Annotated in this window: 18 protein-coding genes and 1 pseudogene; 11 read left to right on the plus strand and 8 right to left on the minus strand. The window is 65.6% G+C overall.

Features of this window, described 5'->3' with window-relative positions:
• Positions 1-60: 60 nt before the first annotated feature.
• From dprA to aroE, 4 genes and pseudogenes are all read left to right on the plus strand, one after another.
• A pseudogene (gene dprA / locus NHL60_RS03400) lies at positions 61-1,032 on the plus strand (DNA-processing protein DprA); the annotation flags it as partial.
• 45 nt (positions 1,033-1,077) lie between these two features.
• Positions 1,078-1,635, plus strand: a complete 558-nt coding sequence (locus NHL60_RS03405) for an L-threonylcarbamoyladenylate synthase (protein ID WP_253449034.1) — start codon at positions 1,078-1,080, stop codon at positions 1,633-1,635.
• A gap of 29 nt (positions 1,636-1,664) precedes the next feature.
• Entirely contained in the window at positions 1,665-2,594 is a 930-nt protein-coding gene (gene hemF, locus NHL60_RS03410) for an oxygen-dependent coproporphyrinogen oxidase (protein ID WP_253449036.1), read from the plus strand.
• A 13-nt stretch (positions 2,595-2,607) separates the two neighbouring features.
• On the plus strand, positions 2,608-3,420 hold the full coding sequence (gene aroE, locus NHL60_RS03415) for a shikimate dehydrogenase (RefSeq protein ID WP_253451976.1): 813 nt from the start codon (positions 2,608-2,610) through the stop codon (positions 3,418-3,420).
• 14 nt (positions 3,421-3,434) lie between these two features.
• Here aroE and NHL60_RS03420 read toward each other — a convergent pair whose 3' ends face one another.
• Together NHL60_RS03420 and NHL60_RS03425 are read right to left on the minus strand one after the other, a co-directional pair.
• The gene (locus tag NHL60_RS03420; protein ID WP_253449038.1) at positions 3,435-3,692 is read right to left on the minus strand and encodes a hypothetical protein; all 258 of its coding nucleotides are present in this window, start codon (positions 3,690-3,692) and stop codon (positions 3,435-3,437) included.
• Positions 3,693-3,728: 36 nt separating this feature from the next.
• Positions 3,729-4,532 carry a M48 family metallopeptidase gene (locus NHL60_RS03425; protein ID WP_253449041.1) on the minus strand — a complete coding sequence of 268 codons (804 nt, stop codon included), beginning with the start codon at positions 4,530-4,532 and terminating at the stop codon, positions 3,729-3,731.
• Between the two features lie 128 nt (positions 4,533-4,660).
• Between NHL60_RS03425 and NHL60_RS03430 the strand changes: the two genes are divergently transcribed.
• The gene (locus NHL60_RS03430) at positions 4,661-5,527 is read left to right on the plus strand and encodes an ATP-binding protein (RefSeq protein WP_253449044.1); all 867 of its coding nucleotides are present in this window, start codon (positions 4,661-4,663) and stop codon (positions 5,525-5,527) included.
• A gap of 111 nt (positions 5,528-5,638) precedes the next feature.
• On the opposite strand, the gene urtE is transcribed toward NHL60_RS03430, so the two are convergent.
• From urtE to urtA, 5 genes are all read right to left on the minus strand, one after another.
• Positions 5,639-6,331, minus strand: coding sequence for an urea ABC transporter ATP-binding subunit UrtE (gene urtE, locus NHL60_RS03435; protein ID WP_253449047.1), 693 nt, complete (start codon positions 6,329-6,331; stop codon positions 5,639-5,641).
• Positions 6,332-6,373: 42 nt separating this feature from the next.
• Complete coding sequence (gene urtD / locus NHL60_RS03440) at positions 6,374-7,120, minus strand: urea ABC transporter ATP-binding protein UrtD (protein WP_253449050.1); 747 nt, start codon at positions 7,118-7,120, stop codon at positions 6,374-6,376.
• A 49-nt stretch (positions 7,121-7,169) separates the two neighbouring features.
• Positions 7,170-8,246, minus strand: a complete 1,077-nt coding sequence (gene urtC, locus NHL60_RS03445) for an urea ABC transporter permease subunit UrtC (protein ID WP_367399341.1) — start codon at positions 8,244-8,246, stop codon at positions 7,170-7,172.
• A 26-nt stretch (positions 8,247-8,272) separates the two neighbouring features.
• Entirely contained in the window at positions 8,273-9,196 is a 924-nt protein-coding gene (urtB, locus tag NHL60_RS03450) for an urea ABC transporter permease subunit UrtB (protein ID WP_253449053.1), read from the minus strand.
• Positions 9,197-9,308: 112 nt separating this feature from the next.
• On the minus strand, positions 9,309-10,601 hold the full coding sequence (urtA, locus tag NHL60_RS03455) for an urea ABC transporter substrate-binding protein (protein WP_253449056.1): 1,293 nt from the start codon (positions 10,599-10,601) through the stop codon (positions 9,309-9,311).
• Positions 10,602-10,918: 317 nt separating this feature from the next.
• Between urtA and NHL60_RS03460 the strand changes: the two genes are divergently transcribed.
• The 6 genes from NHL60_RS03460 to NHL60_RS03485 all read left to right on the plus strand — a co-directional run bounded on the left by NHL60_RS03460 (position 10,919) and on the right by NHL60_RS03485 (position 19,340).
• Positions 10,919-14,467 carry an ATP-binding protein gene (locus NHL60_RS03460; RefSeq protein WP_253449059.1) on the plus strand — a complete coding sequence of 1,183 codons (3,549 nt, stop codon included), beginning with the start codon at positions 10,919-10,921 and terminating at the stop codon, positions 14,465-14,467.
• Complete coding sequence (locus tag NHL60_RS03465; RefSeq protein ID WP_253449062.1) at positions 14,460-15,380, plus strand: DNA-binding response regulator; 921 nt, start codon at positions 14,460-14,462, stop codon at positions 15,378-15,380. The genes NHL60_RS03460 and NHL60_RS03465 overlap by 8 nt, the downstream gene beginning before the upstream one ends.
• A 158-nt stretch (positions 15,381-15,538) precedes the next feature.
• Positions 15,539-16,585: an aliphatic amidase gene (locus NHL60_RS03470; RefSeq protein WP_253449064.1), complete on the plus strand. Its 1,047-nt coding sequence runs from the start codon at positions 15,539-15,541 to the stop codon at positions 16,583-16,585.
• A 6-nt stretch (positions 16,586-16,591) separates the two neighbouring features.
• Positions 16,592-17,635, plus strand: coding sequence for an AAA family ATPase (locus NHL60_RS03475; protein WP_253449067.1), 1,044 nt, complete (start codon positions 16,592-16,594; stop codon positions 17,633-17,635).
• Positions 17,636-17,734: 99 nt separating this feature from the next.
• Positions 17,735-18,967, plus strand: a complete 1,233-nt coding sequence (fmdA, locus tag NHL60_RS03480) for a formamidase (RefSeq protein ID WP_253449070.1) — start codon at positions 17,735-17,737, stop codon at positions 18,965-18,967.
• Between the two features lie 4 nt (positions 18,968-18,971).
• On the plus strand, positions 18,972-19,340 hold the full coding sequence (locus NHL60_RS03485; protein WP_253449073.1) for a zinc ribbon domain-containing protein: 369 nt from the start codon (positions 18,972-18,974) through the stop codon (positions 19,338-19,340).
• Positions 19,341-19,491: 151 nt separating this feature from the next.
• On the opposite strand, the gene NHL60_RS03490 is transcribed toward NHL60_RS03485, so the two are convergent.
• Positions 19,492-20,118, minus strand: a complete 627-nt coding sequence (locus NHL60_RS03490) for a hypothetical protein (protein ID WP_253449076.1) — start codon at positions 20,116-20,118, stop codon at positions 19,492-19,494.
• Positions 20,119-20,323: the final 205 nt, after the last annotated feature.

The following is a 20,323-nucleotide window of genomic DNA, read 5'->3' on the forward strand; positions in this document are numbered from 1 at the left end:
TGCCTATGATGCTGGCGGCGTGTCTATGAACGACTGCTCATCTAACTGCGATAGCCCTGGGCTGCCACGGCGCTGCGGCTCTGGCTGGACCACCCTGCCCGGAGCCCCCTGGGCGGCGACATCGCCCGGGCCGAGGCGTGGCTCGCTGCCGCGCCCGCCCGCCACCTGCTCCATCCTGACCACCCCGCCTGGCCGCGCCTGCTCGATGAAATCGCCGACCCGCCGCCCGTGCTGTGGGCCTGGGGAGATCTCGGTGCGCTCTCGCCACCGCGGCTGGCCATGGTGGGTGCCCGCCGCGCGACCCGAGAGGGGCTGACCAATGCGGCGCGCTTCGCCCGGGACCTGGCGGGGCGCGGCTGGTGCGTGGTCAGCGGCATGGCGCTGGGCATCGATGCCGCGGCCCAGCAGGCGGCGCTGGCGGCCGGTGGAGCCAGCGTTGCCGTGCTGGGCTGCGGCGTCGACGTGGTCTACCCCGCACGCCACCATCGGCTGCATGAGCGGCTCCGTGAACCCGGTGGCCTGCTGCTCTCCGAGCATCCGCCCGGCACGCCGGCGCGGCCAGCCTATTTCCCGCGTCGCAATCGCATCGTCACCGGCCTCTCCTATGGGGTGCTGGTGGTGGAGGCCGCCGAGCGCAGCGGCTCCCTGGTCAGCGCCCGGCTGGCCGCCGAGCAGGGGCGCGAGGTGTTCGCGCTGCCGGGCTCCATCCACAACCCCCAGGCCAGGGGCTGCCTGCGGCTGATCCGTGACGGCGCGGCGCTGGTCTGCGAGGTGGACGATATCATCGCTGAGCTGAGCCAGTGGCAGCCCGTCCAGGCCGCCGCGCCCCTGGCGGAGGCGTCCGCGGCCGGCGACCCGCGGCTCGGCGACCCCCTGCTGCGCTGGCTGAGCGGCACGCCGACGCCGGTGGATGCACTGGTGGGGCTCTCCGGGCTTGGTGTCATCGAGTGTCAGCGTCGCCTGCTTGAGCTGGAGCTGGAGGGGCGGGTCGCCCATGCCGCCGGCGGCTGGGTGCGGCTCTCGGGAGCGTGATAGAATCCGCGCCCGTTCCCGCCTCTTTGCCGCCCAGGAGTCTCCATGAGCCAGGCCAGCCAGATCGCCCATGCCGTTGCCGCCCTGCGTCGGGGCGGTGTCATCGCCTACCCCACCGAGGCCGTGTGGGGGCTGGGCTGCGACCCGGATAACGACGAGGCGCTGGCGCACCTGCTGCGCCTCAAGCAGCGCGACCCCGCCAAGGGGGTGATCCTGGTGGCGGGGCGCATCGAGCAGTTCGCCGCCTGGCTCGAAGGGTTACCCCTCGAGCTTCACGCGCCTCTGGCGGCCAGCTGGCCGGGGCCCAATACCTGGCTGGTGCCCGACAACGGCCGCAGCCATGGCCTGGTGCGAGGCTGTCATGACAGGGTGGCGCTGCGGGTCAGCGCCCATCCCCTGGTCGCCCAGCTCTGCGAGGCCTTCGGAGGCCCCATCGTCTCCACCTCGGCCAATATCGCCAGCGAACCGCCGGCCATGAGCGCCAACGAGGTGCGCGCCATCTTCGCCGACGGCCTGGATGCCGTGGTCGAGGGCGAGCTGGGCGGTCTCGAGCGGCCCAGCACCATCCGCGACCTGGCCACCGGCCAGGTGCTGCGTTCCTGATTTCCCCTGCGCTTTCCGAGGAGACCCCCTTGACCCACGCCCAACTCGACCACGTCAAGACCTACCTGCTCGACCTCCAGGAGCGGCTCTGTGCAGCCCTGGCCGCCGAGGACGGCGGCCAGGGCTTTCGGGAGGACGCCTGGGAGCGCCCCGAAGGCGGCGGCGGGCGCTCCCGGGTGATCGAGGGCGGCCGGGTCTTCGAGAAGGGTGGGGTCAACTTCTCCCATGTCTTCGGCGAGCGCCTGCCCCCCTCGGCCACGGCGGCGCGCCCGGAGCTGGCCGGGCGCAGCTTCCACGCGGTGGGCGTCTCCTGGGTGCTGCATCCCGAGAACCCTCACGTGCCCACCAGCCACGGCAACGTGCGCTTCTTTATCGCCGAGAAGCCCGGCGAGGCGCCGGTGTGGTGGTTTGGCGGCGGCTTCGACCTCACCCCCTACTACCCGGTGCTCGAGGACGTGGTGCACTGGCACCGGGTGGCCCGGGACGCCTGTGCCCCCTTCGGCGAGGGGGTCTATCCGCGCTACAAGGCGTGGTGCGACGACTACTTTTATCTCAAGCACCGCGACGAGACCCGCGGCGTCGGCGGGCTCTTCTTCGACGACCTCAACGAAGGGGGCTTCGAGCCGTGCTTCGCCTTCCAGCGCGCCGTGGGGGACGCCTTCCTCGATGCCTATCTGCCCATCGTGCGACGTCGCCGCGAGACGCCCTGGAGCGAGCGCGAGCGCGACTTCCAGCTCTACCGCCGCGGCCGCTACGTGGAGTTCAATCTGGTCTGGGATCGCGGCACCCTGTTCGGGCTGCAGAGCGGCGGGCGCACCGAGTCGATCCTGATGTCGATGCCGCCCCTGGCACGCTGGGAGTACGCCTGGGAGCCCGAGCCCGGAAGCCCCGAGGCGGAGCTCTATGCGAACTACCTGCGTCCCCGGGACTGGCTGGGCGAGGAGAACCTCGATGAGTGATCAAGGAGTGACCATGACCGACCGCTACTGTGTCTTCGGCCATCCGGTGGCCCATTCCAAGTCGCCGGCCATCCATGCCGCCTTTGCCGCCCAGACCGGCGAGCCGATCGAGTACAGCGCCATCGAGGCGCCCCTGGACGACTTCGCCGGTGCCTGGCGGCGCTTCGTGGCCGAGGGCGGGCGCGGCGCCAACGTCACCGTGCCCTTCAAGGAGGAGGCCTTCCGCCTCTGCGACACCCTGAGCCAGCGCGCCCGGCGGGCCGGGGCGGTGAATACCCTGATCCTGGGCGGCAACGGGGCGACGTATGGCGATACCACCGACGGGGTGGGGCTGGTGCGCGACCTGAAGCGCGCCGGGGTGGACCTGGCCGGCGCCCGGCTCCTGGTGCTGGGAGCCGGCGGGGCGGTGCGCGGTGTGCTGGAGCCGCTGCTGGCCGAGGCGCCGGCGAACCTGGTCGTGGCCAACCGCACCGTCGAAAAGGCCGAGCGGCTAGCCGCCGACTTCCGGGACCTGGGAGAGGTCGCCGGTGGCGGCTTCGACGCCGCGGCCGGTCCCTTCGACCTGGTGATCAACGGTACCAGCGCGAGCCTCGCCGGCGACCTGCCGCCGCTGCCCGACGACCTCTTCTCGGAGGGTGCCACCGCCTACGACATGATGTATGGCGCCGAGCCCACGGTCTTCCTGCGCTGGGCCGCCGAGCGCGGTGCCCGCACCGTGGATGGCCTTGGCATGCTGGTGGAGCAGGCGGCGGAGTCCTTCTTCCAGTGGCGCGGCAAGCGCCCCGACACCGCCCCGGTGCTGGAGGCGCTCAGGGCGTCGCTATGATCTCGGCGCCGCTCTCAGCGTCTTTTGACATAGAGCCCGACCATGCAGAGCCCCACTCCGATCACCGACAGCAGCATGCCGCCGTTGACCAGCCAGGGGTAGCGCTGCAGCCAGGAGACGAAGGGCTGCGGGGTGTCACGGCACACCCTCTCCAGATAGTCCCAGTGGCCACCCGAGAGCGTGCACTCCCGTACGCTCGAGTATTCCCAGAAGTAGACCCCCATCAACAGCAGGATGGGGGCGATCAGCAGCAGTAGTCCGAGTCTCAGCATTCGCTTTCCAAAAATGAGTTGGGTCTCAGTGTTTTCCTAGGGGCGCAGGCAGTTGGGCGTCCGCCCCGCCTGGCGGGCGCGCTCGTAGCGGGCCACGGCGTCATCCATGTTGGCCTGGAGGCCGGCCATGCGCTGGCCCTGGCTCGGGTGGGTGGACATCCAGGCGGGCGGCCTCGCACCGCCGGCGGCCTCCATGTTCTGCCACAGCGTGACGCTGGCGCGGGGGTCGAAGCCGGCATCCGCCATCAGGCGCAGTCCGATCACGTCGGCCTCGCTCTCGTGGCGGCGCGAGAAGGGCAGCAGCACGCCATACTGGGCGCCCAGCCCCAGTGCCCCCATCATCTGCTCGCCGGCCGGCCCCTGCATGCCGGAGACCGAGGAGAGCACCGAGAGTCCGAGCTGGGTGGCGGTCTGGGTGGAGACCCGCTCGTTGGCGTGGCGGGCCAGCACGTGGCCCACCTCGTGGCCGATCACCGTGGCCAGCTGGTCCTGGGTTTCGGCGATGCGCAACAGACCGGTGTTGACCCCCATGTAGCCGCCGGGCAGGGCAAAGGCGTTGGCCTGATCCGACTCGAAGACGCGGATCTGCCAGTCCTGGGCGCGCTGCTGCTCCGGCGGCAGGGCGCCCACGATGGCATCGGCCACGCACTGCACATAGCGGTGGGTGGCGCCGCCCACGGTGGGCAGGTCCTGCTGGTACTGCTCGAAGGCCTGGGCGCCCATCTGATTGAGCTGGGCGTCGGACACCAGGGTCAGCTGCTGTCGCCCGGTGGGCGAGGTGGCGCAGGCGGTGAGAGTCAGGCAGAGGGCACCGATGGCGAGGGGCTTGATCCAGCGCATTGGGGGTCTCCTTGGCGGGCAAGCGGGAATCCAGACGCATGAGACGCTGGACGAGGCGTCGAAGTTCGCCACAAGATACCGGGAAGGATCTCAAGGTCAACCGCCTATCATACGGAGAAGGAGCCTTCATGGACGCCGAGCTGACGCGCCGCCTGATAAACCTGCTGGATCATGTGGAACACTGGCTGCCGCCGCCGCCCCAGGAGGTGGACTGGGCCCGTGATGTCGCGGCGCTCTGGCAGCGCCACAGCCTGGGCGGCCGGCTGCTGCCGGTGCCGCCGCGCGATGCCCTGAGCCTGGATGACCTGCTGGGCATCGAGCGCCAGAAGCTGGCGCTGGTGGACAACACCCGGGCCTTTCTCCAGGGCCTGCCGGCCAACCATGCGCTGCTGTGGGGCTCCCGGGGCAGCGGCAAGTCGTCGCTGATCCGGGCGCTGCTCAACTCCCTGGCCGATGAGGGGTTGAGGCTGGTGCAGGTGGATCGCCACGATCTCGCCGGCCTTCCCATGCTGGTCGCCCAGCTGCGCGACCAGCCGCACCGCTTCGTGGTCTACTGCGACGACCTCTCCTTCGAGGGGCACGACGACGCCTACAAGGCGCTGAAGAGCGTGCTGGACGGTGCCCTGACCGGCCCGCCCCCCAACGTGCTGCTCTACGCCACCTCCAACCGCCGCCACCTGCTGCCGGAATCCATGAGCGACAATGAGGGCTCACGGCTGGTGGGCGACGAGCTCCACCACGGCGACGCCGTGGAGGAGAAGATCTCGCTCTCCGATCGTTTCGGCCTGTGGCTGGGCTTCCACCCCTTCAATCAGGATGTCTACCTGGAGGCCTGCTGCCACTGGGTCACCCAGCTGGGCAGCCGCGAGGACTGGAGCGCCGAGGCCCGCGCCGAGGCCATTCGTTTCGCCACCCTGCGCGGCGGGCGCAGCGGCCGCGGCGCCTGGCAGTTCGCCACCCAGTGGGTGGGCCGCCGGCGCCTGCACGGGAAGTAGGTATTACTCCTTGAGGGATGGCTGTATTGACGATGGTGGCATTTCGTCTGTAGATGCCGCCCTAGGGCCAGGCTCAATTTTCCCTTGAGGATCTGACCCCGGTTGGGAGGCTCAAACGGAGAGGTAGGCGGTGATTTGCTCGGCGTTACAACCTTCCCGGGGGACATCGTGCACCATGTGGCCGGATTCGATGACCATCAGACGGTCGGCGACGTCCAGAGTGAAGCTCAGGATCTGTTCGGAGACCACGATGGTGATGTCGCGCATTTTCTGGATGTCGTTCAGGGTCTGGGCAATCTCCTTGATGATGGAGGGCTGAATGCCCTCGGTGGGCTCGTCGAGCAGCAGCACCTTGGGCTCGGAGACCAGCGCCCTGGCGATGGCGAGCTGCTGCTGCTGCCCGCCCGAGAGGTTGCCGCCCTTGCGGTGGCGCATCTCGTGCAGTACCGGAAACATCGAGAAGATCTCGTCCGGGATACGACTGCGCTGGGTGGCGGTCTCGAGCCCGGCCTGGATATTCTCCAGCACCGTGAGATGAGAAAATATCATTCGGCCCTGGGGCACATAGGCCAGGCCCGCCGCGACCCGGGCGTGGGAAGGCAGCCCGGTGAGCTCCTGGCCGTCGAGCACAATGCTGCCGGCCGTGTGCTTGAGAATGCCGATCAGGGTCTTGAACGTCGTGGTCTTGCCCATGCCGTTGCGACCCATGATCGCCAGCGTCTCGTTCTGGCGGGCGACGAAGTCGACGCCATGGATCACCTCGCTCTGTCCATAGCTGACCTTGAGACCTGAGACTTCCAGCATCGCTAACTCCTTGGGGGCCCTCGCCTTGGCGGGCGCCCCGGTTCAGTGGCCCAGATAGACGTCGATCACACGCCGGTCCGACTGCACGGTCTCCATATCGCCCTCGGCGAGAATGGTGCCCTGGTGCAATACCGTGACCTTGCGCCCGATCTGCTTGACGAAATTCATGTCGTGCTCGATAACGATGATGGAGTGCTTTCCGGCCAGGCGGTTGAGCAGTTCAGCCGTAAGCTCGCGCTCCCGGGCACTCATCCCGGCGATGGGCTCATCGAGCATCAAGAGCGCCGGGTCCTGCATCAGCAGCATGCCGATCTCCAGCCACTGCTTCTGGCCATGGCTGAGCAGTCCTGCCTCCGTCTCCAGCGCCTCGGCGAGCAGCACCACGCTGGCAATCTCGTGGGTCTTCTCCCGGAGCGCCTCATCGCGCTTGAAGGCCACGGCCCCCCAGACCCCTCGGCCCCGGGGATAGGAGACCTCCAGGTTCTCGCGCACCGTCAGGCTGTCGTAGATCGACGGCGTCTGGAACTTGCGGCCGACACCCTCCCAGACGATGCGATGCTCCGGCAGCTTGGTCAGCTCCTTGCCGCGAAACTTGATCGAGCCCTCGGTGGGCTTGGTCTTGCCGCAGATCAGATCCAGCAGCGTGGTCTTGCCCGCCCCATTGGGGCCGATCACTACCCTCAGCTCCTTCTCATCCATGTAGAAGTTGAGGCCGTTGATGGCCTTGAAGCCGTCGAAAGAGACGGTCAGGTCTTCCACCGCCAGAAGAAAATCCGTATTGCTGCTCATGAGCGTGCCTCCGAGGGCTGCGAAGATGGGGCATCGGGCGCGCGACGGGTCAGCAGGCGGCGCGCCCTAGGCGCATATTTCTCGTAGAGCCCGGCCAGGCCATGGGCAGGAAGAGCACCACCACGATAAACACCGTGCCCATCAGGAAGAGCCAGAGCTGGGGGTAGGCCTCGGCGAAGGCGATGCGCAGGAAGCCGATGGCCAGGGCGCCATACACGGCCCCGATCAGCGACAGCCGCCCCCCGACCGCCGCGAAGATGACGAACTCGATGGAGGGGATGATGCCGATCAGCGACGGCGACATGAAACCTTCCTGCAAGGTGAACATGGCGCCGCCGATCGCCGAGAAGGTGGCGGCGATGCAGAAGGCAAAGGCCTTGAAGTTGGCGACGTCGTAGCCCGAGAAGCGCACTCGATCCTCGCGGTCGCGCATGGCGATAAGGATGCGCCCGAACTTGGTGTGCAGCAGCCACTTGCCCAGCACAATCACCGCCAGCAGCAGCACCGCGGTGATGAAGTAGAGCGTCACCAAGGCCTCGTCGGTGTTGATGCTCCAGCCCTTGAGGGTGCGCAGGTCGGTGATGCCGTTGGCGCCGCCGGTAAAGCCCTGCTGCGCCACCAGCAGGATGGTGAGAATGACCACCAGGGCCTGGGTGATGATGGCAAAGTAGACACCGCTGACGCGGCGCTTGAACATCGCGATGCCCATCAGGTAGGCGAAGGCCGCCGGCAGCACCAGGATGGCCAGCAGGGTGAAGGTGAGGCTGTGGAAGGGGACCCAGAACCAGGGCAGCTCGGTCAGACGGTTCCAGTCCATGAAATCCGGGATGCCGGGAGTGGTCTGGATGGCGGTGGCCTCCGGGGTCGAGGCCTCCAGCTTCAGAAACATGGCCATGCAGTAGCCGCCGATGCCGAAGAAGATCCCCTGCCCCAGGCTCAGGATGCCGCCATAGCCCCAACACAGCACCAGACCCACGGCGACGAAGCTGAAACTCAGGAAGCGGCCGGTGAGGTTCAGCTGATCCACCCCCATGGCCAGCGGGAAGACGATCAGGATCAGGGCGGCCAGCACAAGCAGGCTGACCAGCCCATTCCTGCCATCGAGAAAATCCAGTTTCGCGTTCATGGTCAGATTCCTCCTGCCCGGCTCGCCTAACGGCGCACCTTGCTGGCAAAGAGCCCTTGCGGGCGGATCATGAGGATGGCGACGACGATCAGCAAGGTAATCACCTTGCCCATGGAGCCACCGATGAAGAAGTCGAGCACCGATTGCCCCTGGGCGATGGTGAAGGCCGAGGCGACCGTGCCGAGCAGGCTTCCCGCGCCGCCGAACACCACCACCAGGAAGGTATCGACGATATAGAGAGACCCGCTGGTGGGGCCGGTGGAGGAGATGGTGGTAAAGGCCGCACCGGCAATCCCGGCGATGCCGCAGCCGAGTGCAAACGTCAGGCGGTCGACGCCTCGGGTGTTGATACCTACGGCGCCGGCCATTTCACGGTTGGCGGTGGCGCAGCGCACGCGCAGCCCCCAGCGGGAGCGAAACAGGAGCCAGGCGATGCCTAGGGTGACCACTAGGGTGAGCCCCATGATCGCCAGGCCGTTGATCGGAATGTCGATCATCATCGTCGGTCGATAGGAGCCCTGCAGCCAGTCCGGCAGGCGGACGCTGACCTCACGGGCCCCGAAGCCGGAGCGAAAGGCCTGCTGCATGATCAGCGCCAGCCCCCAGGTGGCCAGCAGTGTATCCAGGGGACGGTGGTAGAGATGCCGAATCAGCACGAACTCGACCACCCAGCCGACGATAAAGGCGACCAGGAAGGCGAAGGGAATGGCCAGGATCAGGTAGTAGTCCATCATCCACGGCATCTGCGCCGAGACAAAGGTAGAGAAGAGATAGGTGGCGTAGGCGCCGATCACCATGAACTCGCCATGGGCCATATTGATCACGCGCATCTGCCCGTAAATGATCGCCAGGCCCAGCGCCATCAACAGCAGGACACTGAAGAAGCTCAGGCCGGCGAAGCCCTGCATGGCGAAGATCGCCATCAACTCCTGAGTCGTGAAATCACTCATTGGATGAGTCTCCGTAGGTCATGACGCCCGAGGTTCCGCGAAAAGCGCTTGAGTGGGACCATTGACGGCACCGGGGAGGCACCAGGCAGTGCCACCCCGGTATCGCTGGACCTTACTGATAGCCTTCGGGGAAGGGGTTGGGTTCGATCATTTCGGGGGACTCCCACACCACCTCGGCCTGGCCGTCGCCGTTCCACTTGCCGATGCGGGTATAGCTCCACAGGTGATGGTTGGGATGCACTTTCACATAGCCTTCCGGTGCGGTGGTGATCTCGATACCCGGCAGATGCTCGCGAATCTTGTCGATATCGAAGCTGCCGGCACGCTCGACCGCTTCCTTCCAGATCCAGGGGCCGAGATAGGCGGCCTGAGTCACATCGCCGATCACGCTATCCTCGCCCCAGCGCTCCTTGAAGGCCTGGACAAACGCCTGATTATTCTCGTTGTCGAGACTCTGGAAGTACTTCATGGCCGAGTAGAAACCTTCGACGTTCTCACCGCCGATCCCCAGCACTTCATCCTCGGTCACGGAGATGGCAAGCACATTCTGGCTCTCGCCATTGATGCCGGCCGCGTTGAGCTGGCGGTGCCAGGCAACGTTGGAGCCCCCTACCACGGCATGGAAGATCATGTCTGGCCGGCGCAGGCGGATGCGGTTGATGGCCGAGCCGAAGGAGGTGTGGCCCAGGGCGTAATAATCCTCGCCCACCACTTCTCCCCCCAGCACGTCCTCGATGTGAATGCGGGCGATCTTCATCGAGGTGCGCGGCCAGATGTAGTCGGAGCCGATCAGATAGAAGCTACGCGCGCCCTTCTCGTTCCAGGCCCAATCGATACCGGCAAGAATCTGCTGGGTGGCCTCCTGGCCGGTATAGACCACGTTGGGTGACTGTTCGAGCCCCTCATAGAAGGTCGGATAGAAGAGCATGCCGTTCTCACGCTCGAACACCGGTAGAATCGCCTTGCGTGACGCCGAGGTCCAGGCGCCGAAGACGGCAGCCACGTTATCCTGGCGGAGCAGCTTGCGGGAGCGGTCGGCGAAGGTCGGCCAGTCGCTGGCGCCATCTTCCAGGATAATTTCGATCTGGCGGCCCAGCACGCCGCCCATCTCATTGATCTGCTCGATGGCCAGGGTTTCCGCTTCGACGGAGCCGGTTTCACTGATGGCCATGGTGCCGGAAAGCGAGTGCAGAATGCCCACCTTCACGGTGTCATCGGTAACGGCCAGCCCGGTCGTATTGACCTCGGCAGTGGGCCATTCGGAGTTGGCCTGGGCGGTGGTGCTGAAACTGAGCGACAACGCCACTGGGGCGGCAATCAGACTGCTGACGAGGGTGCGACGCAGCCGTTTGAATAGTCGATCCTGCTCTGAAGAACGATAACGCTCTGAGGAACGAAGAGACATCCCGGACTCCTGGGGCTGCATGGTGACAGCCAGTTGCGGAAAGTTGCGGATAAGCAGTGGCCGAATACTGCTTCGACGCTAGGAAGCTTCGTCCCTTGCTGCGCTGCGGAACAATACGTCGATTAACGTATGGTGACGGCTAGGAGACGCAGGCAGAGTCTGCGAGTAGAAACCGAAGAACCGCCCACACGGTCGGCGCCGGCGATCAGGGCATGCTTATTGCATCTTGAGGTTGCTGGCCATTGTCTGCCGATGGCCTTTCGTCCAGGCCATCCCATATCAGCGATGACGCGGCTGTTCACCCCGGGAGCCCAAGCGTGACACGACCCTATTGCTCTGCCTCTTCTTCACCGCCGGATGACGACCCTGCGGCCCAGGCCCGCCAGTGGGAGGCCATTCCCTCGGCCCCCCTCCTTCCGGAAGAGGGGGCGCCAGGAGATGCGACGTTGGGCGATGGCCTGTCGAGGGCCCAGCGCGTGCCGCGGGTGCGGCGCACCTACAACCAGTGGGTAGCCAATCAGACTCTGGAGGACTATGCGCTGCGCTTTACCGCCAAGCGGGCACGGCGCTTCTCCTGTTTCCAGGTGGCCAATACCGCCCTGGGCGCCGTCTCCTTCCTGGCGCTCGAAGCGGTCGGTGGCGTGATTACCGTGCTCTACGGCTTTCACAACGCGGTCCTGGCGATCCTGGCGGTGTCGGCGCTGATTTTCCTGACCGGTCTGCCCATCGCCTATCATGCCGCCCGCTCTGGCCTGGATATCGACCTGCTCACCCGCGGCGCCGGCTTCGGCTATATCGGCTCCACGATCACGTCGCTGATCTATGCGTCCTTCACCTTCATCTTCTTTGCCATCGAAGCCGCCATCCTGGCCCTGCTCCTGGAGATGTGGTTCGGCCTGCCACTGTGGGCGGGTTATAGCCTGAGCGCCGTGGCCGTGATCCCTTTAGTGACTCACGGCATCACTCTGATCAGCCGCTTCCAGTCGCTGACCCAGCCGGTCTGGCTGGCGCTGCACCTGCTGCCCTTCCTGGCTCTGGGGGTGCATGGCCAGCTCGACCTGACGGGCTGGATGGGCGTTACAGGCAGCCATTCCGAGGCGGACGGCGGCTTCAATTTGCTGCTTTTTGGTGCAGCCTCGGCGGTGATCTTCGCCTTGGTGGCACAGATCGGCGAACAGGTGGACTACTTGCGCTTCCTGCCGCGGGATTCCGGCAAGGGGCGGCTGGGCTGGTGGCTGGCGCTGATCGCGGCGGGGCCCGGGTGGATCATCCCAGGGGCACTGAAGATGCTGCTGGGATCGTTCCTGGCCTATTTCGTGCTCAGCCTGGGGGGCACCGAGCAGCAGGCGACCGACCCCAACAGCATGTACCTGGCCGCCTTTCAGTTCGTGACCCTCAATGCCGAGCTGGCCATGCTGCTGACCGGTCTATTCGTGATCCTGTCGCAGATGAAGATCAACGTGACCAACGCCTATGCCGGCTCCATTGCCTGGTCGAACTTCTTCTCGCGGCTCACCCGCAGCCATCCCGGGCGGGTAGTCTGGCTGGTGTTCAACGTCGCCATTGCACTGTTGCTGATGCAGATCGGCATCTACAAGGCGCTGGAGCAGATCCTCAGCCTCTATTGCCTGGTGGCCGTGGCCTGGGTCGGGACCCTGGTCGCTGATCTGCTGATCAACAAGCCCCTGGGCCTGAGCCCCGCGCATCTCGAGTTCAAGCGCGCCCATCTGCACGACGTCAACCCGGTGGGAGTGGTCTCCATGCTACTGTCGCTGCTGCTGGGCGTGACAGCGTTCATCGGCCTGTTCGGCGAGACGGCTCGGGCCCTGGCGCCTTTCCTTGCGCTGGGGCTGCCGTTTCTCACCGCCCCGCTGATCGCTCTGATCACCGGCGGCCGCTACTACATCGCCCGCACACCCAAAGCAGACTGGGAGGCCAGAGATGTGATCCGCTGCTCGGTGTGTGAGCACGGCCTCGAGTCGGAGGACATGGCCGAATGCCCGGCCTACGGCGGGCCCATCTGCTCGCTGTGCTGTTCGCTGGATGCCCGCTGCAACGACCTCTGCAAGCCCGAGGCGCGCCTGTCGCTGCAGACCCTGGCGGTGCTCAATGTCCTGCTGCCGCCGCAGATGGTGGACCGCCTGCATTCACGCTTCGGCAAGTACCTCTTCCTGCTGCTGGTGATGGTGCTGGTGGTGGGGTCGTCGCTGGCGGTGATCTATGTGCAGGCGACCCTGGATGACCGGCTATATGCCGAGGTGGTGGCGGCGACACTCTGGCAGACCTTCTTCATCCTGTTCCTGATCGCTGGCGTCGTCGCCTGGCTGATCGTCCTGGCCCACGAGAGCCGGGTCGCTGCGGAGCAGGAGTCGCGCTATCAGAATGATCTGCTCATGGCGGAAATCGACGCCCATGAGCGCACCGATCTGGAGCTGCAGAAAGCCAAGGAGGTAGCCGAGGCGGCGAACATGGCCAAGAGCCGTTATATGGTGGGCATGAGCCATGAGCTGCGTACCCCACTGAACACGGTCCTGGGCTATGCCCAGCTGCTGGAGCGAGATACCGCGCTATCGCCTCTCCACCGCAACTCCGTCCAGGTACTGCGACATAGTGCCGAGCACCTCTCCGGACTGATCGACGGCGTTCTGGATATCTCGCGTATCGAGGCCGGGCGACTGGAGCTGCACCGCGAAGAGGTCAATATTCGCGAACTACTCGAGCAGCTGGTGCAGATCTTCCGGCGCCAGGCAGAGGAGAAGGGACTATCGCTGACCTTCCACTGCGCCGAGCGCCTCCCGGGCATGGTCTATACCGACGAACGCCGGCTGCGTCAGGTATTGATCAACCTGCTCTCCAATGCGGTGAAATTCACCGACGAGGGCGGCATTCGCTTCTACGTGGACTATGGCAGCCAGGTGGCGACCTTCCAGGTCTGCGATACCGGCTTGGGCATTCCGGCTTCACAGCTCGACAGCATCTTCAAGCCCTTCGAGCGAGTGGCACCCAGCCAGGGTGCCGCCCGCTCGGGCATGGGCATCGGCCTGACCATCACCAAGCTGCTGGCCGAGATCATGGGGGGCAGCATCGAGGCGAAGAGCGAGCTGGGGGTGGGCAGTGAGTTCCGGGTGCGGCTGATGCTCTCGGCGGTGCCTCAGGTGCTGCGACCTAATGCGCCGCCGCGCCGCATCGTCGGCTACCGGGGGACGCGGTGCAGCGTGCTGATCGCCGATGACGAGGCGCCACATCGCCACCTGCTGGCGGAATTTCTGGATGATCTGGGCTTCAGGGTGCACACCGCTCCCGACGGTGAGGCGTGCCTGGCGCAGGCACTGCAGTGCCCGCCGGACCTCTTTCTGCTCGACATTACCATGCCAGGCATGAGCGGCTGGGAGCTAGCCGAGCGCCTGCGCGCCGCTGGTCTACGGGGAGGGATCATGATGGTGTCGGCCGACGCCTCGGGGTTGCAGCGCTTCAGCCGTGGCGAGGGGCCCTGGAGCGACTACCTGACCAAGCCTGTGGACCTGAACCAGTTATTAGAGAAGGTGGGCAGGCTGCTGGGGCTGAATTGGGTGCATGAAGTGGCAGATGAGGACGTAGTGCCCCCCGCTCAAGCGGCCTCGGCTAACGACGCCTCGCGCCCCCTGGTGCTGCCCGCACCCGCTCTGCTGAACCCCCTGGAGCGGCTGGCGCGCATCGGGCACGTGGCCGGGGTGCGGGCGCAGCTGACACGCATCGCCGAGCAGGCGCCCGAGGCCACCGACTTCGTCGACCATGCTCGGCTGCTCACCCGGCAGTTCCGCTTTGGCGACCTTGTGGATCTGATCCAACAGCACCAGGCCAGCCGTCAGGAGGAAGATAATGCGTGATATCAACCAGCCGCAGCGACGGGATACCGTGCTGGTGGTCGACGATTCACCGGAGACCCTGAGCCTGATCACCGATGCCCTGGCCAGCGCTGGCGTCACGGTGCTGGTAGCCCTGGATGGCCGCAGTGCCCTGACGATGCTCGACGAGATCACCCCGGACATCGTGCTCATGGATGCCATGATGCCGGGGCTGGATGGCTTCGAGACCTGTCGGCTGCTGAAACAGCGCCACGACCTGCCGGTGATCTTCATGACGGGCCTATGCGAGACCGAGCACATCGTGCGGGGCATGGAAGTGGGCGGTGTGGATTACATCACCAAGCCGGTGACGCCCGATGAGCTGCTGGCGAGAATGCGGGTACACCTGACCAACGCGCGCCGGACGAGCAGCGCCCGCGCCGCGCTGGATGCCAGTGGTCGGCATATGCTGGCGGTCAATGCGGCAGGCGCCATGCTATGGAGTACCCCTCAGGCCAACCGCCTGCTGGAGGAGTGCCTGCAGGCTGAGCGCCTGACCGTCGAGGGCACAACGCTGACGCTTGCCGAGTGGCTGGTGCGCTGCCTCGGCGCCGAGAGCGGCCCGCCAGTCTCGGTGCCCGACGCCGAGGCGCGCATCGAGGCCCAGCTGATCGGCCAGCTGGCCGAGGATGAGTTTCTGCTGAGCCTGGCGCGCAAGCGTGATGTGCCGCCCGAGCAGCTGCTGGGTGAGCGCCTGGGACTGACCCAGCGTCAGGCCGAGGTGCTCTACTGGGTCGCCAACGGCAAGGCCAATCGCGATATCGCCCTGATCCTGAGCATGAGCCCCAGAACCGTAAACAAGCATCTTGAGCAGATCTTCCTGAAGCTGGGCGTCGAGAACCGCACCTCGGCGGCGGTCATCGGCCTGAATGCCCTGGAACCCTACGTTGATTGACGTATTTCCTCCCGGCAGCGCTGCCGCCAGACTCATCCTTGACATCCATCGCCGGCCCCCTGGCGCAGCGCTCGAATCGTCCATGTTATTTCTCCATGACGGCACGACTCTCGACCCTGGCGGCGATCCCCCTCTCGTCAGTCAAGGAGACTCGTACAATGCGACATGGTGATATTTCCAGCAGTGCCGATACCGTGGGTGTGGCGGTGGTGAACTACAAGATGCCGCGGCTGCATAGCCGCGCCGAGGTGCTGGAGAACGCCCAAAAGATTGCCGATATGGTGGTGGGCATGAAAAAAGGATTGCCAGGCATGGACCTGGTAATCTTTCCGGAGTACAGCACCCACGGCATCATGTACGACCATGACGAGATGATGGAGACCGCCTCCGTCATTCCCGGTGACGAGACGGCGATCTTCTCGCGCGCCTGCCGCGAGGCCAATACCTGGGGTGTGTTCTCCCTGACGGGCGAACGCCATGAGGAGCATCCGAAAAAACATCCCTACAATACCCTGGTGCTGATCGACAACGAGGGCGAGATCGTTCAGAAATATCGCAAGATCATTCCCTGGTGCCCCATCGAGGGCTGGTACCCTGGCGGCCAGACCTTCGTCAGCGAAGGCCCCAAGGGCATGAAGCTCAGCCTGATCATCTGCGACGACGGCAACTACCCCGAGATCTGGCGGGACTGTGTCATGAAGGGCGCCGAGCTGGTGGTGCGCTGTCAGGGCTATATGTACCCCGCCAAGGATCAGCAGGTGATGATGGCCAAGAGCATGGCCTGGGCCAACAACTGCTACGTGGCGGTAGCCAACGCCAGCGGCTTCGACGGCGTCTATAGCTACTTCGGACACTCGGCCATTATCGGCTTTGACGGCCGCACGCTCGGCGAGTGTGGTGAAGAGGATATGGGCGTGCAGTACGCGCAGCTCTCCCTGAGCCAGATTCGTGATGCGCGCGCCAACGACCAGTCCCAGAACCATCTCTTCAAGCTGCTGCACCGAGGCTACACCGGCGTGCATGGCTCCGGAGACGGCGACAAGGGCGTGGCCGACTGTCCCTTCGAGTTCTATCGCACCTGGGTGCTAGATGCCGAAAAGGCCCGCGAGCAGGTGGAAAGCTTCACGCGCAGCAGCGTGGGGGTCGCCCAGTGCCCGGTCGGCAGCCTGCCCGTGGAGGGCAAGGAAAAGGGCGCCGCGGGGTAGGCGGCCATGCCGTTTATCAATGACCGACTGGAGGGCCAGAACGCCGGCTCGGCGCCGGCGTCGCGGCTCACTCCGGGAGTGAGCCGCTTCACCTTCGACCCCGCTCGGGTGATGGCGCAGCTGCGCCAGGGAATCCTGGGGCAGCCACAGGCGCTGGCGGCCCTTGAGGATCTGCTCCATGTGGTTAAGGCAGAGCTCTCGCCGGAGCAGCGGCCTCTCGGGGTGGTGCTGCTGATGGGCCCCACCGGTGTCGGCAAGACCGAGACCGTTCGCCTGCTGGCCCGAGCGATTCAGGGTCGCGACGATGGGCTGTGCCGCATCGACATGAACACCTTGGGCCAGGAGCACTATGCGTCGGCGCTGGTGGGGGCGCCACCGGGCTATGTGGGCAGCAAGGAGGGCCACAGCCTCTTCGATGCGGAGCGCATTCGCGGCAGCTTCAGTACACCCGGCGTGGTGCTGTTCGACGAGCTTGAGAAGGCCAGTCCGGAGGTGATACGCACGCTGCTCAACGTGCTGGACAGCGGATGGCTGACGCTACCCGCGGGCAACCGTCAGGTCGATTTTTGCAACGCCCTGATCTTCATGACCAGCAACCTGGGCGCCGCCGAGCTGGCGCGCTACCAGGGACGCTTCCAGCGCGGCTGGCGGCGGCTGTTCGCGCCTGACCCTGCCAGGCAGAAACAGCTGCTGGAAGAGGCCCTGCACCGTCGCTTCGAACCCGAATTCATCAATCGCATCGACCGGATCCTGCACTACCAGCCGGTGGCCGGCGCACCGCTCGAGGCGCTGCTGGACCTCGAGCTCGCCAAGCTGAATGAACGCCTCTCCCGACAGGGGCGTACCTTGAGCCTCGGCCCGACGGCACGACGATGGCTTCAGGAGCAGCACGACTCCCGCTTCGGTGCTCGTGATCTCGCGCGTCGTCTACGCACTCAGCTGCTGCCGTTACTGGCGCGAGAGATGATGCATCACCCGGAGATCATGCACTGGCATGCCGATCTGCATAAAGGCGAATGGGTCATGCGGGGCGCACCCTACGTCAACTGACGTATGGCACGCCCAGTGACCTTGTCTGATAGTGAAATGGCGAGGCGTTGACTCCGCTGTCGTGATTTCCGATCAAGCAAAGCGCAAGGAGTAGTTGCCATGGCCGATACCCTTATCAAGATTGATCTCGACAAGTCGCCGTACGAAAACGACATGATTCACAACCGCTGGCACCCGGACATTCCGATGGTTGCCACCGTCAAACCTGGGGATGACTTTGTCGTCGAGTGCTATGACTGGACAGGCGGCCAGATTCACAACAATGACAGCGCCGACGATGTCCGCGATGTCGACCTGACTCAGGTCCATTTTCTTTCCGGCCCGGTCGGGGTCGAGGGGGCCGAGCCGGGCGACCTGCTCGAGGTGGATATCCTGGATATCGGCGCCTTCGAGTCCAGTCAGTGGGGCTTCAATGGCTTCTTTTCCAAGCAGAACGGCGGCGGGTTTTTGACCGAGCACTTCCCGGAGGCGCAGAAATCGATCTGGGGTTTCAATGGCATGTTTACCAAGTCCCGTCACATTCCCAACGTGGAATTCGCTGGCCTGATCCACCCCGGTCTGATCGGCTGCTTGCCATCCAGGGAGATGCTCGCCGAGTGGAACAAGCGAGAACAGGCCCTGGTGGACACGGACCCCGATCGTGTCCCTCCGCTGGCGGCCCTGCCCTTCGCCGATACCGCCCATATGGGGAGAATGTCCGCCGATCAGGCCAAGCTCGCCGGGGCAGAAGGCGCACGCACCGTGCCTCCGCGCGAGCACGGCGGCAACTGTGACATCAAGGACCTGTCGCGGGGCGCCAAGATCTACTTCCCCGTCTACGTGAAGGGCGGCGGTCTCTCGGTGGGTGACCTGCACTTCAGCCAGGGCGATGGCGAGATCACCTTCTGCGGCGCTATCGAGATGGCCGGCTGGATCCATCTGCGGGTCAACGTCATCAAGGGGGGCATGGCCAAGTACGGGATCAAGAACCCGATCTTCAAGCCAAGCCCGATCAAGCCTCGCTACGACGACTATGTGATCTTCGAAGGCATCTCGGTGGATGAGCAGGGCGAGCAGCACTATCTGGATGTGCACGTGGCCTATCGCCAGGCGTGTCTCAACGCCATCGAATACCTGACCAAGTTCGGCTATACCCCCGCTCAGGCCTACGCCATTCTCGGCTGCGCACCGGTCGAGGGCCATATCAGCGGCGTGGTGGATATTCCCAACGCCTGCGCCACCCTCTGGCTGCCCACGGGGATCTTCGATTTCGACATCAACCCCAGCGCCGCCGGCCCCGAGGTCAAGGTCAAGGGGGGGGTGGACGTGCCGCTGTCGCCGGACAAGGAGTGAGCCTATGCCCCTGTACGACTACAAGTGCCAGGAGCACGGCCTCTTCCAAGAGCTGGCCACCTTCGCGGAGAGCGCCCTGCCCAGGCCGTGTCCCCAGTGCGGCACTCTGGCGGCCCGGGTGATTCTGCTGCCGCCGGCGCTGCGCGCCCTGGACGCGGCGACCCGGGAGGCCATGCAGCGCAACGAGCGCAGCCGGCATGAGCCGCAGTTCTCGACGCCGGAACAGCGCACCGAAGCGCAGGCGCGTCATGAGCACCGCCATGGCAAGGGCTGCGGCTGCGCCCACCGCGACCTCGACAAGCCCCAGGTGTTCTACACCGCCGACGGCAAGAAGATGTTCCCTTCCGCGAGGCCCTGGATGATCAGCCACTAGGCTAAGCTGTCCGTATAACCGCCAGTCCGGTGTCAGACTCTTAAAGATCATTAAGGGTCTGGCGCCATTGATTCGAACTGCGGCACCCAAATACTGCAAAGTACATACCGCCTTCTGATGTGAAATGAGGAGTCGGAAGAGGTCTTGCGGTTTACCCCCGCGGAATCAGCCTGCCGTCCTCGCCCACGCCCAGGCGGATGGTGGGGGTGAGCAGGCCGGCGGGCAGGGTCATGCCCAGGCCGCGCAGGTCCCCGGGGGTGATGGCAAGCTCGCTGCCGGCGGGCAGCTCGCCCTGGCGTGCCAGCTGGCTGGCCAGCTCCACCATGGGGCCGAGCCCCTCGCGGCCGCCGGCCAGCAGGTCGAAGGCCACCGGCAGGCGCAGGTTGGCGTCGTCACCCGAGGTCAGGGTCACGTCCTGCTCATACTGGCCGCTGACCGGGTCGACGCCCGGCATGTCCAGGCTCCAGCGGAAGCCGGACATCTCCACCGGCGGCATGCCGGTGGGCAGCCCCAGGCCCATGGCCAGGGTCGCCTGCACCGGCAGGCTGCCGGCGCCCAGGCTCGAGAGCGCCAGGGACATGATATCGCTGGTGTCGAGGCGGGCATCCACGGCGTAGGGGCCGATGCGCACCTCCTCCACCCCCAGCGAGGTCACCGCCAGGCGGAAGGCGAAGAGCCCGGTCTGGGGCAGCGCCAGGCAGCCGGCGAGCAGGGCGGAGAGGCACAGCGGGGCAAGCAGCCGCCAGCGCCGGAAACGGGCAGGAACGAGACGAAACATGGGCGGAGATGCCTCCTGTCGGAATGGGGGGTAACGATGGGCGGGGCCCGCGGCGCACTATGCTGCGCTGCAAAATCGGCGCATTAGAGAGCCGGCAGCCCTCCCTGTCAAGAAGATTGCGGGAAGTGACCGAAAAGCGACAGCGCCCGACGGCTCCAGGCGTCGTTCCTGGGGTCGTCGGGCGCTTTTGGAGTGGACGCCGTTG

Origin of the sequence: Halomonas sp. Y3, assembly GCF_024137965.1 — a bacterium.
Classification (GTDB): Bacteria; Pseudomonadota; Gammaproteobacteria; order Pseudomonadales; family Halomonadaceae; genus Halomonas; species Halomonas mongoliensis.

Excerpts from the sequence above, each read along its gene's own strand:
- NHL60_RS03405 (WP_253449034.1), top strand. The coding sequence starts at position 1,078 with ATGAGCCAGGCCAGCCAGATCGCCCATGCCGTTGCCGCCCTGCGTCGG.
- aroE (WP_253451976.1), top strand. The coding sequence starts at position 2,608 with ATGACCGACCGCTACTGTGTCTTCGGCCATCCGGTGGCCCATTCCAAG.
- NHL60_RS03420 (WP_253449038.1), bottom strand. The coding sequence starts at position 3,692 with ATGCTGAGACTCGGACTACTGCTGCTGATCGCCCCCATCCTGCTGTTG.
- NHL60_RS03425 (WP_253449041.1), bottom strand. The coding sequence starts at position 4,532 with ATGCGCTGGATCAAGCCCCTCGCCATCGGTGCCCTCTGCCTGACTCTC.
- NHL60_RS03430 (WP_253449044.1), top strand. The coding sequence starts at position 4,661 with ATGGACGCCGAGCTGACGCGCCGCCTGATAAACCTGCTGGATCATGTG.
- urtE (WP_253449047.1), bottom strand. The coding sequence starts at position 6,331 with ATGCTGGAAGTCTCAGGTCTCAAGGTCAGCTATGGACAGAGCGAGGTG.
- urtD (WP_253449050.1), bottom strand. The coding sequence starts at position 7,120 with ATGAGCAGCAATACGGATTTTCTTCTGGCGGTGGAAGACCTGACCGTC.
- urtC (WP_367399341.1), bottom strand. The coding sequence starts at position 8,246 with ATGAACGCGAAACTGGATTTTCTCGATGGCAGGAATGGGCTGGTCAGC.
- urtB (WP_253449053.1), bottom strand. The coding sequence starts at position 9,196 with ATGAGTGATTTCACGACTCAGGAGTTGATGGCGATCTTCGCCATGCAG.
- urtA (WP_253449056.1), bottom strand. The coding sequence starts at position 10,601 with ATGTCTCTTCGTTCCTCAGAGCGTTATCGTTCTTCAGAGCAGGATCGA.
- NHL60_RS03465 (WP_253449062.1), top strand. The coding sequence starts at position 14,460 with ATGCGTGATATCAACCAGCCGCAGCGACGGGATACCGTGCTGGTGGTC.
- NHL60_RS03470 (WP_253449064.1), top strand. The coding sequence starts at position 15,539 with ATGCGACATGGTGATATTTCCAGCAGTGCCGATACCGTGGGTGTGGCG.
- NHL60_RS03475 (WP_253449067.1), top strand. The coding sequence starts at position 16,592 with ATGCCGTTTATCAATGACCGACTGGAGGGCCAGAACGCCGGCTCGGCG.
- fmdA (WP_253449070.1), top strand. The coding sequence starts at position 17,735 with ATGGCCGATACCCTTATCAAGATTGATCTCGACAAGTCGCCGTACGAA.
- NHL60_RS03485 (WP_253449073.1), top strand. The coding sequence starts at position 18,972 with ATGCCCCTGTACGACTACAAGTGCCAGGAGCACGGCCTCTTCCAAGAG.
- NHL60_RS03490 (WP_253449076.1), bottom strand. The coding sequence starts at position 20,118 with ATGTTTCGTCTCGTTCCTGCCCGTTTCCGGCGCTGGCGGCTGCTTGCC.